Here is a 14,661-nt window from a genome sequence, read left to right as displayed (position 1 = left end):
TCCGTGAGGACGGGGCGCGGGGCCCCTGGTGAAGGCTGCTCCGGGGAGCTGCCGGGTGTCGCGAGCAGCGATTACTTGCTGATCTTGACGACCTGGCCGGCGCCCACCGTACGACCACCCTCACGGATGGCGAACTTCAGGCCCTCCTCCATGGCGACGGGCTGGATCAGCTCGACGGACATGGTGGTGTTGTCGCCCGGCATGACCATCTCGGTGCCCTCGGGGAGGGTCACGACGCCGGTCACGTCCGTGGTACGGAAGTAGAACTGCGGGCGGTAGTTGTTGAAGAAGGGGGTGTGACGGCCACCCTCGTCCTTCGACAGGATGTAGGCCTGGGCCTCGAAGTTGGTGTGCGGCGTGACCGAGCCCGGCTTGATGATGACCTGGCCGCGCTCGACGTCCTCGCGCTTGATGCCGCGGAGGAGCAGACCGACGTTCTCACCGGCCTGGCCCTCGTCGAGCAGCTTGCGGAACATCTCGATGCCGGTGACCGTGGTGGTGGTCTTCTCCTGCTTGATACCGACGATGTCGACGGTCTCGTTGACCTTGAGGACACCACGCTCGATGCGGCCGGTGACGACGGTGCCACGACCGGTGATCGTGAAGACGTCCTCGATCGGCATCAGGAACGGCTTGTCGACGTCGCGCTCGGGCTGCGGGATCGACTCGTCGACGGCGGCCATCAGGTTCAGGACCGACTGGCCCCACTCCTTGTCGCCCTCGAGCGCCTTGAGCGCCGAGACCTTGACGACCGGCAGGTCGTCGCCCGGGAACTCGTACTCGGAGAGGAGCTCACGCACCTCGAGCTCGACGAGCTCCAGGATCTCCTCGTCGTCCACCATGTCGGCCTTGTTCAGGGCGACGACGATGTACGGGACGCCGACCTGGCGGGCCAGGAGCACGTGCTCCTTGGTCTGCGGCATCGGGCCGTCGGTGGCGGCGACCACGAGGATGGCGCCGTCCATCTGCGCGGCACCGGTGATCATGTTCTTGATGTAGTCCGCGTGACCCGGGCAGTCGACGTGCGCGTAGTGACGCGACTCCGTCTGGTACTCGACGTGCGCGATGGAGATGGTGATACCGCGCTGGCGCTCCTCGGGAGCCTTGTCGATCTGGTCGAAGGCCGAGGCCTCGTTCAGGTCGGGGTACGCGTCGTGCAGCACCTTGGTAATGGCGGCCGTGAGGGTCGTCTTACCGTGGTCGATGTGACCGATGGTGCCGATGTTGACGTGCGGCTTAGTCCGCTCGAACTTTGCCTTCGCCACTGAATCCTCCTGCGGAGTGGTTCTGTACGCCTTGCTTCATCGGCGCCAGGGTGATCTTTGCTGGGGTGCCGGGGCCGGGGGCATTCGGCACGGTCGGTGCCGAATGCCCCGGTGGCTCCGGGTCAAGCCTAAAGCGTGAGCTCGGGTGAGTTACTCGCCCTTGGCCTTCGCGATGATCTCCTCGGCGACGTTCCGCGGAACCTCGGCGTAGGAGTCGAACTGCATCGAGTAGCTTGCGCGACCCGAGGTCTTGCTGCGGAGGTCTCCGACGTAGCCGAACATCTCCGAGAGCGGCACGAGGCCCTTCACGACGCGGGCGCCGCTGCGCTCCTCCATGGCCTGGATCTGGCCACGGCGGGAGTTGAGGTCGCCGATCACGTCGCCCATGTAGTCCTCGGGCGTGGTGACCTCGACGGCCATCATCGGCTCGAGGAGCACGGGAGAGGCCTTGCGGGCACCCTCCTTGAACGCCTGCGAACCGGCGATCTTGAAGGCGAGCTCGGAGGAGTCGACCTCGTGGTAGCCGCCGTCGAGAAGGGTGACGCGGACGCCGACCATCTCGTAGCCGGCCAGGATGCCGAACTGCATGGCCTCCTGCGCACCCGCGTCCACCGACGGGATGTACTCCCGGGGGATGCGGCCACCGGTGACCTTGTTGACGAACTCGTACGACGCGTCGCCGCCCTCGATGGGCTCGATCGCGATCTGCACCTTCGCGAACTGACCGGTACCACCGGTCTGCTTCTTGTGGGTGTAGTCGATGCGCTCGACGGTCTTGCGGATCGTCTCGCGGTACGCGACCTGCGGCTTGCCGACGTTCGCCTCGACGCGGAACTCGCGCTTCATGCGGTCGACGAGCACCTCGAGGTGGAGCTCACCCATACCACCGATGATGGTCTGGCCGGTCTCCTCGTCCGAGTGAACCTGGAAGGAGGGGTCCTCCTCCGAGAGCCGCTGGATGGCGACACCCAGCTTCTCCTGGTCGCCCTTGGACTTCGGCTCGATCGCGACCTGGATGACCGGCGCCGGGAAGTCCATGGACTCCAGGATGACCGGGGCCTTCTCGTCGCAGAGGGTCTCACCGGTGGTGGTCTGCTTCAGACCCATGACGGCGACGATGTCGCCGGCGCCCACCGAGGGGATCTCCTCGCGCTTGTTGGCGTGCATCCGGTAGATCTTGCCGATGCGCTCCTTCTTGCCCTTGACGGAGTTCAGCACCGCGGTGCCGGCCTCCAGGCGACCGGAGTAGATCCGGACGAAGGTGAGCTTGCCGAGGTGCGGGTCGCTCGCGATCTTGAAGGCGAGACCGGAGAACGGCTCGTCGTCCGACGGCTTGCGCTTGATGACCGTCTCCGCGTCCTTGACGTCGTGGCCCTCGATGGCCTCGACGTCCAGGGGGGACGGCAGGTAGCGCACGACCGCGTCGAGCAAGGGCTGGACGCCCTTGTTCTTGAACGCGGTGCCGCAGAACACCGGGGTGACGGTGACCGAGCCGGCGCCGCCCTTGGAGGCGAGCGTGATCCGGCGGATGGCGGTGTGCAGCTGCTCCTGGGTGGGCTCCTGGCCCTCCAGGTACAGCTCCATCATCTCGTCGTCGTGCTCGGAGACGGTCTCCAGGAGCTTGCCGCGCCACTCGTCGGCAGCCTCGACGTGCGTGTCGGGGATGTCGACGATGTCGTACGCCTCGCCCTTGGCGGCCTCGGCGGACCACACGAAGGCCTTCATCGACACGAGGTCGACGACGCCCTGGAAGTCGGCCTCGGCGCCGATGGGCAGCTGCATGACGATCGGGACCGCGCCGAGGCGGTCGGAGATCATGTCGACGCAGCGGTGGAACTCGGCGCCCGTACGGTCGAGCTTGTTGACGAAGCAGATACGCGGCACGCCGTAGCGGTCCGCCTGACGCCAGACGGTCTCGGACTGGGGCTCGACGCCGGCGACACCGTCGAACACGGTGACGGCACCGTCGAGGACGCGGAGCGAACGCTCCACCTCGACCGTGAAGTCCACGTGACCGGGGGTGTCGATGATGTTGATCGTGTGATCGACATTCTCGAGCGGCCAGTGACAGGTCGTCGCGGCAGACGTGATCGTGATGCCGCGCTCCTGCTCCTGCTCCATCCAGTCCATGGTGGCAGCGCCATCGTGGACCTCACCGATCTTGTAGCTCACGCCGGTGTAGAAGAGGATCCGCTCGGTGGTGGTCGTCTTGCCCGCGTCGATGTGGGCCATGATCCCGATGTTGCGGACCTTGGCCAGGTCAAGCGAAGTGGTGGCCATGAGGCTCAGTCTTCTCTCGGTTCGATGGGGGTGGTGACTACCAGCGGTAGTGCGCGAAGGCCTTGTTGGACTCGGCCATCTTGTGCGTGTCCTCACGCTTCTTGACGGCTGCGCCGAGGCCGTTGGAGGCGTCGAGGAGCTCGTTCATGAGGCGCTCGGTCATGGTCTTCTCGCGACGGGCGCGGGAGTACCCGACCAGCCAGCGCAGGGCGAGGGTGGACGCGCGGCCCGGCTTGACCTCGATCGGCACCTGGTAGGTGGCGCCACCGACGCGGCGGGACTTGACCTCGAGGGTCGGCTTGATGTTCTCCAGCGCGCGCTTGAGCGTGATGACCGGGTCGTTGCCGGTCTTCTCGCGCAGGCCCTCCATGGCGCCGTACACGATGCGCTCGGCGGTGGAGCGCTTGCCGTCGAGCAGGATCTTGTTGATCAGCGACGTCACAAGAGGAGACTGGTAGACCGGGTCGATGATGACCGGGCGCTTCGGGGCGGGGCCCTTACGAGGCATTCTTACTTCTCCTTCTTGGCGCCGTAGCGGCTGCGAGCCTGCTTACGGTTCTTGACGCCCTGCGTGTCGAGGGAACCGCGGATGATCTTGTAGCGAACACCCGGCAGGTCCTTCACACGGCCGCCGCGCACGAGCACGATGGAGTGCTCCTGCAGGTTGTGGCCCTCACCCGGGATGTAGGCCGTGACCTCGATGCCCGAGGTCAGACGCACACGCGCGACCTTACGGAGGGCCGAGTTCGGCTTCTTCGGGGTGGTCGTGAACACACGCGTGCAGACGCCGCGGCGCTGGGGCGAACCCTCGAGCGCGGGCGTCTTGTTCTTCTCGACCTTGTCCTGCCGGCCCTTCCGGACCAGCTGCTGAATCGTAGGCACTACGTCTCCGGTTTCTGTGTGCCGTCGGTGAAACTAACCTGGAACATCGCCGACCCACGCGGTCGGGTGTGTCGGATCACGCCGACCTCCGCCACGAGGGCGGGAGAGGCGCGGATCGCGGTGGCCGGTATCTGACTCGCCGTGCGGTTGAGGACACGCACACGAGCCCAGGCACACCCCAGGCACAAGGTCTGAGCGTACCTACCTCACCGGGCCAGGTCAAAACAAATGCAAAGGGGCCACGAGGGCCTCCCCCGTCCCTACAGTGCCGGTATGGACACGGGGGAGCACCTCTCGCTGGACGCGTCCGGGGCGGACTTCGTGGTGGACGTGGCGAACGTCGTGCGGGAGCGGTCGCTCACCGACGGCAGACCGGCCCATCTGCACCGGCTGACCCTGCTCTGCGCGGCCCTCGCGGACCTCGCCCGCGACCCGTCGACGCAGGTGTACGCCATGGCCGACCGCTCGCTGCTGACCGACCCGGACCTGACACGGGCGGAGCGCGCCCTGCTCGCCGGGTGGGAGGAGCGCGGCCTGGTCGAGGTGCTCGGCTCACCCGACGCCCGCATCCTCGAACTGGCGCACGCCCTGGACATGCCGGTCGTCTCCGGTGACCACTTCCTCGACCACCACGACGCCTTCCCCTGGGTCGCGGGCGACCGCGACACGTTCCTGCTGCCGGTGCCCGGCCCGGGCGGCGCGGTCGGCGTGGTGCCGCGCGTCATGCCGGTGCCCGAGCGGTGGCAGATCTCACGCAAGCGGGAGGAGTCCGAGCTCAAGGCGGCCGGGCTGTACGACCGCCGCGGCGGCGGGGTGCGGCGGGAGGCGCTCGCCCGGCTCTGGCGCTGCCCGGAGCCGGGCTGCCGGCTGTTCGGCCCGGACGCCCCGGCCGCTCAGCCCCTCCCCCGCTACCGCGGCGGCGCGATCCGCTGCACCGAGCACCGGACGGTCCTGGCGGACGTCGGCCCCGCGCCCCGGCGCGCCCAGCTCAAGGCGAGCGTCGGCGGGGTGGTCCGCAGGCGCTTCACGGTGGCGGCGGGCGCGCCCCGCGTGGTCGGCCGGGCCACCGGCGAGGACTCCGGGATCGACCTCTGGCCGTGGCTCGACGAGACCGGGCGGCGCCGTGTCAGCCGCCGCCACGTCACGGTGAGCGTGCGCGACGGAGTGGTGCGGGTGCGGGACGGCAGCCACAACGGGTGCGTCGTGCACCGCCCCGGCGGCGAGCCCGTGGAGCTGCGGCACGGCCGCGAGTGGACCCTGCGCCGGGGCGAGCGCGTCCAGCTGCACGACGGCGTCGAACTCCACCTCAGCGGCCGGATGTTCACCTTCGTCGAGCCGGCGGAGTCCGCGCCCGACGGCCCGCCGCCGCTGCCGGGCCCCGGCGACCTCGCCCCGACGATGATCCGCCCGCCGACCCCCGCGCCCCGCCGGGGCCGCCGCGGGCGCGGCCGCCGTTGAGCCCGCCGGCGCCCTTCCGCGTGGGCGAGCTGCTCGACGGGCGGTACGCCCTGCGGCGCCGGCTCGGGGCGGGGGCGCAGGGGACGGTGTTCGCCGCGTACGACACCCGCCTGCGGCGCGAGGTGGCGGTGAAGGCCGCCGCGGCGCGCGGCGGGGAGGCGCTGGAGCGGTTCCGGCGCGAGCTGCGCACGCTGGCCGCGCTGCGCCATCCGCACGTCGTCGCCGTGCACGACGGCGGTGAGCAGGGGGGCGTCCCGTACGCGGTCCTCGACCTGGTGGAGGGCGAGAGCCTGGCCGCGCTCCTGGAGCGGACGGCCCGCCTTCCGGTGCGCCGCGTCCTGCAGGTGGGCGCGCAGCTCGCCGACGGCCTCGCCGCCGCGCACGAGCGGGGCATCGCGCACCGGGACGTCAAGCCGGGCAACGTGCTGATCGCCCGCGACGGCACGGCGCTGCTCTGCGACTTCGGGCTCGCCAACGGGTGGATGCCGGACGCGGCGCCGCTGACCGTCCCGTACCGGGCGAGCCACTGCACGCCCGGGTTCGCCTCGCCGGAGCAGGCGACCGTCGGCCTGGCGGTGGGCCCGCCGTCCGACGTCTTCTCGCTCGGCGCGACCCTCTACGCGCTGCTCGCGGGCGGCTCGCCCTTCCACGCGGCGCTGCCGGAGGAGTCGCTCGCCCTGGCCCGCGAGGCCGTGCCCCGCCCGGTCACCGACTACCGGCCGGACGCCCCGGAGGCGGTGGCCGTCCTGCTGGCGGCGATGCTGGCGAAGGCCCCGGCGGACCGGCCGAGCGCCCGTTCCGTCCAGCTGCGGCTGCGCACCGAGCTGGACCGCCTGGACGCGGCGGTCGGCCGCCACCGCCCGTACACGCCCACCGAACCCGCGGACCGGCCGCCGGACCCGCGTCCCGGGCCCGCCCGGGCCGCGGAAGACCTGCCGGGCGCGCACGGGCGGTGGGGCGAGGCCGACGCGCTGGCCGCCGCGACGGACGTCGGCGACGGCGACCGGGCCGGGCCGCCCCCGGCCGAGGAGCTGTGGCGCGCCCTGGAGGCCGCCGAGGCGCTGCTGCGCGCCGGCCGGCCGGCCGCGGCCGACGACGGGTTCCGGACGGTGACCACCCGGCTGGACGCGGCGGCCGAGCACCACCACCCGGCCCTGTACGCCGCCCAGTTGGGCCGGGTGCGCGCCCTGCACGCGCTCGGCCGGACGGGGGCGGCGGCCGGCCGGCTGGCCCGGCTGCGCGAGCGGGTCCCCGCCCGGCTGGGCGCGCAGCACCCGCTGGCGGCGGCCGTCGGGCGGCTCGACCTCGGGGCACGACGCCTTCGCCCGGACGATCCCGCCGCCCCCGCCGGCGACGGCCGCTGAACGCGGCGGGCCGTCTGCGGCGGAGGTCGCGGCGGGACGCTGCCTACGGCTCCAGGCCCCGTATGCGGACCCGGACGTCGGACGCGAGCCGCAGGGGGTCGCCGACCCGCAGGGGCAGCCACTCGCCCGGGGCCAGCTCGCGATCGTGCAGGTAGGTGCGGTTGGTGGAGTGCTCGTCCCGCACCCACGCCCGCCCCTCGTCGTCCACCCGTACGGTGGCGTGCGCGCGGGAGAGGTGGTCGTAGCGGGTCTCGTCGGCGAGGAAGCCCAGCCGCGGGTCGCCGCCGCCCGCGCGGCCGAGCACGACCTGCTCCCCCGCGGCGATCTCGACGCACCCGCCGTCGAACTCCAGCCGTACGCCCCGGCGCCGTTCCGGCGCCAGCAGCGCGTACGGCGTGTAGCAGGCGCGGCAGACCAACTGGCCGTCCGCCGCCGCCACCTCGCCGCACGCGCAGCGCGGCCCCCGCTCCCCCACGGCCCGCCTCCTACACGTCGTTCAGGTAGTCGCGCCACCGCGCCAGCGCACGCCGCAGCACGGACTCGGACTCGGGCGCGGGCTCGGGCGGCGGCGGAGCGTGCCGCGGGCGCGGGGGCACGCTCGGCCGCGGCACCCGCGCCACCTGCCGCGCCGGGGGGTGCTCCGGCGGTCCGGCGGGCTTCTTCACGGCGGGCTGCTGCGCGGCGGGCTTGCCCTGCGCGGGCTGCTTCGCGGCGGCCGCCTCCTTCGGCACCGGCTGCGCCGGACCCGCCTTCCCCGCCGCGGGCTTCCCCGCCGCGGCGGTCCCGCTCGCGGCCGCCGTCCCCGCGTCCGGCACCTTCGCGGCGTACGCGGCGCGGATCACGAGGCCGTGCGGTCCCGACCGCCGTACGAGCCGCTCGAACGCCTCGGCCGCCGGACCCCCGCGTGCCGGCACCCGCCACGCCTCCCGCGCCAGGGCCGCCCGCGCCGCTTCGTCGTCGAGGGCGAAGAGCAGCGCGGCGGCACGGAACTCCGCGTCGGCGACGGTGCCCGGCGCGAACGCCAGCTCGCCCACGGCGAGCGCCCGCGCCTCCCGCACCTTCGCCACGCGCTGCTCGGCGCCCCTGAGCGTCCGCAGGGCGGGGAAGTCGCCCAACGCGGACAGCACGCCGTCCTGCAGGACGGCGCCGACGGTCTGCCGGGCGGCACTGCCCTTTCCGGCCTTGCCGCTGAGCACCTGCGTGCAGCTCGTCACCAGACCCGCCGTCGTGATGTGCCGTCCCTTCACCACGGCCGCCCCGGCCGGGTCGAGCCAGTGGAGCAGCCGCAGCAGCTTCACCTCCGGGGCGGAGGCGTCGGTCAGCAGGGTGCCGAAGACGAGCGGCCGGTCGGCGTGCTGGGCCGCGGTGAGGCGCGGGAGCCGCTCCGTCCACGCGCGCAGCCGACGCCACATCGCCGGCGGCCGGGTCCCCGGCGCGCCGGGCAGCAGCTCCGCGACCGCCTCCTTCGCGTGCTTCCGCACCGTCGCGGCCAGCTCGGCGGTCGTCCGGTGCGCGGTCCCGGCGAAGGCGAACTCCCCCGCCGCCCCGTCCCGTGCCCGCTCCTCCGACGCCGCCCGCGCCTTCTCGGCCGCGGCGGCCCTCGCCCGCTCGGCCGTCGCCTCCCGCTCCGCCGCCTGCCGCCGCGCCTCCGCCCGCTCGGCGTCCCTGGCCCGGTCGCGGATCTCCTCCTCCGCCCGCCGGGCCCGCTCGGCCCGCTCCGCGCGCTCGCGGGCCTGCGCCTCCTTCCGCCCCCGCTCCGCCGTCGCCGACGGGCCGGCCGCCGCCCGCACGACCAGGCCCTCCGGCGCGTCCCGGCCGCCGAGCCCGTTCACCATCGACCCGTACCAGTCCGGCGAGGCCGAGTGCGGCCAGGGCACGGCCCGGGCGTGCGCCGCCAGCGCATCGCCCGCCTCGGGGTACGGCAGCACGCTCAGCAGCAGCAACGGCAGCGCACCCGACCGCCCCTTGGCCGGCAGCAGCTCCTGCGGCGCCCTGCTCGCCCACACCTGCCGGGTCCACCGGCCCACCCGCTCGCCCCAGGCCGTACGGACGCCGCCGAGCCCGCTCAGCGGTGCGAACCCGGCGAACTGGTTGAGCGTGCGGGCGTCGTACCACTCCCGGACCGTCTCGAAGGCCGCCCCGCCCGGCTCCGTCGCCGCCTCCACGCAGAGCCGGACCAGCCGCTCGACGTCCAGCGGTCCGCCGGCCGCCACCGGTGGCCCGTCCTGATCCAGCCACCGCAGCAGCTCGTTCAGTTCGGCCGGACCGCCGGAGCCCAGCGGCAGCACCCGGTCGGCGAGCCGGTCGCGCACCACGGCGTCCTGCGCGTCCCGTGCGTCCAGCTCACGCAGCCAGCGGCAGAGGCGTCGCCCGGAGGCGGTGAGCGCGCCGTCCGCCCGGAACACCTCGGACGCGAGGACCACGGGCAGCTCCCTGATCCCCGCGGCCAGCCCCTCGCGCGTGCGGTAGGTACGCCCGCGCAGGACGAGTTCCGGTCCGCCCGCCCGCGGCCCGTCCGCCGCGGTCGCCCGCTCCTTCCGCGTCGGACGCCCGCCGCCCCCCGCCCCGTCCAGCCAGTCCACCACCCGCTCCCGGTCCCACCGGGCCGCGGGGTCCCGCGAGAGCAGCCCCCGCACCAGCGGCGCGAGGCCCGGGTCGAGGCCGTCGAGCGGCACGTCCGCCGACCGGACGAGGTCGATGACCCGCCCGTCGGGCAGCCCCTCGAAGGGTCCGCGCCCGGTGGCGAGCCGCAGGACGGTCATGCCGAGCGCCCACCAGTCGTACGCCGGCGTCGCCCGCCCGCCGTCGTACGCCTCCGGCGGCGCGTAGCCGTGCGTCATCCAGCGGGTGTGCGCGCCGGCGTCCAGGACCCGGCTGATGCCGTAGTCGGCGAGGACCGCGTCCGAACCCGTGCGGTCGGCGAAGAGCAGGTTCGCGGGCTTGATGTCCCGGTGGACGATCTCGGAGAGGTGGAGCTGGTTGATCCCGCTGGCCAGCCGCCGCAGCAGGCCCGCGAGATCGTCGGGAGCCATCCGCGAGCGGTCCTCGCCGGTGCCCCCGGACATGAACGGCATGACCTCGTAGTCGCGCCCGTCCGGCAGCCCGCCCTTGTCCAGGATCCGCATCAGCGCCGGGTGGTCGAGGTACCTCAGCCGGTCCCACACCTGCCGGTCGGCACGCGTCCCGAAGCGGTAGACCTTCACGACCCGCGCGCGACCCGCCCGGTCGCGCACCTCGTAGAGGTCGGCCTGCCCGCCGGCCGCCGGCAGCGGCCGCAGGAGCGTGTAGTCCGCGTCCAGCGGCGACGGCAGCGACATCAGCCCTCACCCCGCCGCATACCACCGCCCCCTCGCGTCCCCACGTCCCCCGGGCTCCCCATGAAACGCCGAACGGGCGGCCACCCACAAGGGGTGACCACCCGTTCGAACGACGTTGCGCCTTACTGGTTGTACGGACCGTAGTCGTAGTCCTCCAGCGGGACGGCCTGGCCGGAGCCGGTGCCGAACGGCGAGTAGTCGATGTCGTCGTAGCCGACGGCCGAGTACATCGCGGCCTTGGCCTCCTCGGTCGGCTCCACCCGGATGTTGCGGTAGCGGGCGAGGCCCGTACCGGCCGGGATGAGCTTACCGATGATGACGTTCTCCTTGAGGCCGATCAGGGAGTCGGACTTGGCGTTGATCGCCGCGTCCGTCAGGACCCTGGTCGTCTCCTGGAAGGACGCCGCCGACAGCCACGACTCGGTGGCGAGCGAGGCCTTGGTGATACCCATCAGCTGCGGACGGCCGGAGGCGGGGTGCCCGCCCTCGGTGACCACACGACGGTTCTCGGTCTCGAACTTGCCGCGCTCGACGAGCTCGCCCGGGAGCAGCTCGGCGTCGCCCGACTCGATGATCGTCACACGGCGGAGCATCTGCCGGATGATGATCTCGATGTGCTTGTCGTGGATCGACACACCCTGGGAGTTGTAGACCTTCTGGACCTCGCCCACCAGGTGGATCTGCACGGCCCGCTGGCCGAGGATCCGCAGCACGTCGTGCGGGTTCGTGGCACCGACGGTGAGCTTCTGGCCCACCTCGACCGGGTCGCCGTCGCCGACCAGGAGCCGGGCGCGCTTGGAGATCGGGAACGCGATCTCCTCGCTGCCGTCGTCCGGGGTGACCACGAGCTTCTTGGTCTTCTCGGTCTCCTCGATCCGCACCCGGCCGGCCGACTCCGAGATCGGAGCGACACCCTTCGGGGTACGGGCCTCGAACAGCTCGACGACACGCGGCAGACCCTGCGTGATGTCGTCACCGGCCACACCACCGGTGTGGAAGGTACGCATCGTCAGCTGGGTGCCGGGCTCACCGATGGACTGGGCGGCGATGATGCCGACCGCCTCACCGATGTCGACCAGCTTGCCGGTGGCCAGCGAGCGGCCGTAGCAGAAGGCGCAGGTGCCGACCGCGGACTCGCAGGTCAGGACCGAACGGGTCTTGACCTCCTCGACCCCGGCGCCGACCAGCGCGTCGATGAGCACGTCGCCGAGGTCCACGTTGGCCGGCGCGATGACCTTGCCGTCGACGACGACGTCCTCGGCCAGCATGCGGGCGTACACGGAGGTCTCGACGTCGTCCGTCTTGCGCAGGACGCCGTCCTCGCCGCGGACCGCGATCTTCAGCTTCAGACCGCGCTCGGTGCCGCAGTCCTCCTCGCGGATGATCACGTCCTGCGAGACGTCCACCAGACGACGGGTCAGGTAACCCGAGTCGGCGGTACGCAGGGCGGTGTCCGCCAGACCCTTACGGGCACCGTGCGTGGAGATGAAGTACTCCAGGACGGACAGGCCCTCGCGGAAGGACGCCTTGATGGGACGCGGGATCGTCTCGTTCTTGGCGTTCGACACCAGACCGCGCATACCGGCGATCTGACGCATCTGCATCATGTTCCCTCGGGCGCCCGAGTCGACCATCATGAAGATCGGGTTGGTCTTCGGGAAGTTCGCGTTCATCGCCTCGGCGACCTCGTTGGTCGCCTTGGTCCAGATCGCGATGAGCTCCTGCGTGCGCTCCTCCTTGGTGATGAGGCCGCGCTCGTACTGCTTCTGGACCTTCTCGTCCTGCGCCTCGTAGCCCGCGACGATGGCCTTCTTGGCCTCGGGCACGACGACGTCGGAGATCGAGACGGTGACGCCGGAGCGCGTCGCCCAGTGGAAGCCCGCCGCCTTCAGGTTGTCGAGCGTCGCCGCCACGATGACCTTGGGGTAGCGCTCGGCGAGGTCGTTGACGATCTCGGAGAGCTGCTTCTTGCCGACCGAGTAGTCGACGAAGGGGTAGTCCTCGGGCAGCAGCTCGTTGAAGAGCGCGCGGCCCAGCGTGGTGCGCAGCCGGAAGCTGTCGCCCTGCTGGTACTCCCGCTCGTCGCCCTCCTCGGCCACCGGCGGCACCCAGCCGCGCGGCGGGATGGTGCCCACCGGGAAGCGGATGTCGATCGGCGACTGCAGGGCCAGCTCGCCGGCGTCGAACGCCATGGTCGCCTCGGCCGTGGAGCCGAACGCGCGGCCCTCGCCCTTGGTGTCCCGGAGCTCGCCGTCGGTGGTCAGGAAGAACAGACCGAGGACCATGTCCTGGGTCGGCATCGTGACCGGGCGGCCGTCGGCCGGCTTGAGGATGTTGTTCGAGGACAGCATCAGGATGCGGGCCTCGGCCTGCGCCTCCGCGGACAGCGGAAGGTGCACGGCCATCTGGTCGCCGTCGAAGTCCGCGTTGAACGCGGTGCAGACGAGCGGGTGGATCTGGATGGCCTTGCCCTCGACCAGCTGCGGCTCGAAGGCCTGGATGCCCAGGCGGTGCAGGGTGGGCGCACGGTTCAGCAGGACCGGGTGCTCGGCGATGACCTCTTCGAGGACGTCGTAGACGACCGTGCGGCCGCGCTCGACCATCCGCTTCGCCGACTTGATGTTCTGCGCGTGGTTCAGGTCGACCAGGCGCTTCATCACGAACGGCTTGAAGAGCTCCAGCGCCATCGCCTTCGGCAGACCGCACTGGTGCAGCTTGAGCTGCGGGCCGACGACGATCACGGAACGCGCGGAGTAGTCCACGCGCTTGCCGAGGAGGTTCTGACGGAAACGACCCTGCTTGCCCTTCAGCATGTCGCTGAGGGACTTCAGGGGGCGGTTGCCGGGACCGGTGACCGGGCGACCGCGACGACCGTTGTCGAAGAGGGCGTCCACGGCCTCCTGGAGCATGCGCTTCTCGTTGTTCACGATGATCTCGGGCGCGCCGAGGTCGAGAAGCCGCTTCAGGCGGTTGTTGCGGTTGATCACACGGCGGTACAGGTCGTTCAGGTCGGAGGTCGCGAAGCGGCCACCGTCCAGCTGCACCATCGGACGCAGGTCCGGCGGGATGACCGGCACGCAGTCGAGCACCATGCCCTTGGGGCTGTTGCTGGTCTGCAGGAACGCGGAGACGACCTTGAGGCGCTTGAGCGCGCGGGTCTTCTTCTGGCCCTTGCCGGTGCGGATGATCTCGCGGAGGCGCTCGGCCTCCTCGTCGAGGTCGAAGGACTCCAGGCGCTTCTGCAGCGCGGCGGCGCCCATCGAGCCGTCGAAGTACGTGCCGAAGCGGTCGCGCAGCTCGCGGTAGAGCAGCTCGTCGCCCTCGAGGTCCTGGACCTTGAGGTTCTTGAAGCGCGACCAGACCTCGTCCAGACGGTCGATCTCGCGCTGCGCGCGGTCGCGCAGCTGCTTCATCTCGCGCTCGGCGCCCTCGCGCACCTTGCGGCGCACGTCGGCCTTGGCGCCCTCGGCCTCGAGCTCGGCCAGGTCGGACTCGGCCTTCTTGGCGCGGGCCTCCAGGTCGGAGTCGCGGCGGTTCTCGATCTGCTGGCGCTCGACGGAGACGTGCGTCTCCAGCGAGGGCAGGTCGCGGGTGCGCCGCTCCTCGTCCACGTACGTGATCATGTACGCGGCGAAGTAGATGACCTTCTCGAGGTCCTTCGGGGCGAGGTCGAGCAGGTAGCCCAGGCGCGACGGGACGCCCTTGAAGTACCAGATGTGGGTGACGGGGGCGGCGAGCTCGATGTGGCCCATCCGCTCGCGGCGCACCTTGGCGCGGGTGACCTCGACGCCACAGCGCTCACAGATGATGCCCTTGAAGCGGACACGCTTGTACTTGCCGCAGTAGCACTCCCAGTCCCGGGTCGGACCGAAGATCTTCTCGCAGAAGAGCCCGTCCTTTTCCGGCTTGAGGGTGCGGTAGTTGATGGTCTCCGGCTTCTTGACCTCGCCGTGGGACCAGGTCCGGATGTCGTCCGCGGTGGCAAGGCCGATCCGCAGCTCGTCGAAGAAGTTGACGTCGAGCACTGGTCGTCAATCCCTCTTTCAGGGTCGTTTGTCAAACATGGTCTGAACGGTCCTGGGCGGCCGGGGCTCC

General features: G+C 71.7%; 9 protein-coding genes. 2 read left to right on the top strand and 7 right to left on the bottom strand.

Annotated elements, in window-relative coordinates:
• Window positions 1-71: 71 nt before the first annotated feature.
• The 4 genes from tuf to rpsL form a co-directional block, all read right to left on the bottom strand.
• Window positions 72-1,265, bottom strand: a complete 1,194-nt coding sequence (gene tuf, locus ACFWEG_RS00555; protein WP_387207531.1) for an elongation factor Tu — start codon at window positions 1,263-1,265, stop codon at window positions 72-74.
• A 150-nt stretch (window positions 1,266-1,415) separates the two neighbouring features.
• Window positions 1,416-3,545, bottom strand: coding sequence for an elongation factor G (gene fusA, locus ACFWEG_RS00550; protein ID WP_387207529.1), 2,130 nt, complete (start codon window positions 3,543-3,545; stop codon window positions 1,416-1,418).
• Between the two features lie 37 nt (window positions 3,546-3,582).
• Complete coding sequence (gene rpsG, locus ACFWEG_RS00545) at window positions 3,583-4,053, bottom strand: 30S ribosomal protein S7 (RefSeq protein WP_387207527.1); 471 nt, start codon at window positions 4,051-4,053, stop codon at window positions 3,583-3,585.
• A 2-nt stretch (window positions 4,054-4,055) separates the two neighbouring features.
• Entirely contained in the window at window positions 4,056-4,427 is a 372-nt protein-coding gene (rpsL, locus tag ACFWEG_RS00540) for a 30S ribosomal protein S12 (protein WP_003948652.1), read from the bottom strand.
• 273 nt (window positions 4,428-4,700) lie between these two features.
• Between rpsL and ACFWEG_RS00535 the strand changes: the two genes are divergently transcribed.
• Both ACFWEG_RS00535 and ACFWEG_RS00530 read left to right on the top strand, forming a co-directional pair.
• Window positions 4,701-5,885 (top strand): FHA domain-containing protein, encoded by a 1,185-nt coding sequence (locus tag ACFWEG_RS00535; RefSeq protein ID WP_387207525.1) that lies wholly within the window; start codon window positions 4,701-4,703, stop codon window positions 5,883-5,885.
• A gap of 20 nt (window positions 5,886-5,905) precedes the next feature.
• Window positions 5,906-7,249 (top strand): serine/threonine-protein kinase, encoded by a 1,344-nt coding sequence (locus ACFWEG_RS00530; RefSeq protein WP_387207523.1) that lies wholly within the window; start codon window positions 5,906-5,908, stop codon window positions 7,247-7,249.
• Between the two features lie 43 nt (window positions 7,250-7,292).
• Here ACFWEG_RS00530 and ACFWEG_RS00525 read toward each other — a convergent pair whose 3' ends face one another.
• The 3 genes from ACFWEG_RS00525 to ACFWEG_RS00515 form a co-directional block, all read right to left on the bottom strand.
• Window positions 7,293-7,724: an FHA domain-containing protein gene (locus ACFWEG_RS00525; RefSeq protein WP_387207521.1), complete on the bottom strand. Its 432-nt coding sequence runs from the start codon at window positions 7,722-7,724 to the stop codon at window positions 7,293-7,295.
• A 10-nt stretch (window positions 7,725-7,734) separates the two neighbouring features.
• Window positions 7,735-10,566 carry a serine/threonine-protein kinase gene (locus ACFWEG_RS00520; RefSeq protein WP_387207519.1) on the bottom strand — a complete coding sequence of 944 codons (2,832 nt, stop codon included), beginning with the start codon at window positions 10,564-10,566 and terminating at the stop codon, window positions 7,735-7,737.
• Window positions 10,567-10,688: 122 nt separating this feature from the next.
• Window positions 10,689-14,591: a DNA-directed RNA polymerase subunit beta' gene (locus ACFWEG_RS00515; RefSeq protein ID WP_387207517.1), complete on the bottom strand. Its 3,903-nt coding sequence runs from the start codon at window positions 14,589-14,591 to the stop codon at window positions 10,689-10,691.
• Window positions 14,592-14,661: the final 70 nt, after the last annotated feature.

Origin of the sequence: Streptomyces sp. NPDC060194, assembly GCF_042728285.1 — a bacterium.
Lineage (GTDB): Bacteria > Actinomycetota > Actinomycetes > Streptomycetales > Streptomycetaceae > Streptomyces.
This window is presented reverse-complemented; position numbering and strand designations above follow the sequence as displayed.

Bases quoted from the DNA above. Each gene is read 5' to 3' on its own strand.
- rpsG (WP_387207527.1), bottom strand. From the start codon at position 4,053: ATGCCTCGTAAGGGCCCCGCCCCGAAGCGCCCGGTCATCATCGACCCG.
- ACFWEG_RS00520 (WP_387207519.1), bottom strand. From the start codon at position 10,566: ATGTCGCTGCCGTCGCCGCTGGACGCGGACTACACGCTCCTGCGGCCG.
- ACFWEG_RS00535 (WP_387207525.1), top strand. From the start codon at position 4,701: ATGGACACGGGGGAGCACCTCTCGCTGGACGCGTCCGGGGCGGACTTC.
- fusA (WP_387207529.1), bottom strand. From the start codon at position 3,545: ATGGCCACCACTTCGCTTGACCTGGCCAAGGTCCGCAACATCGGGATC.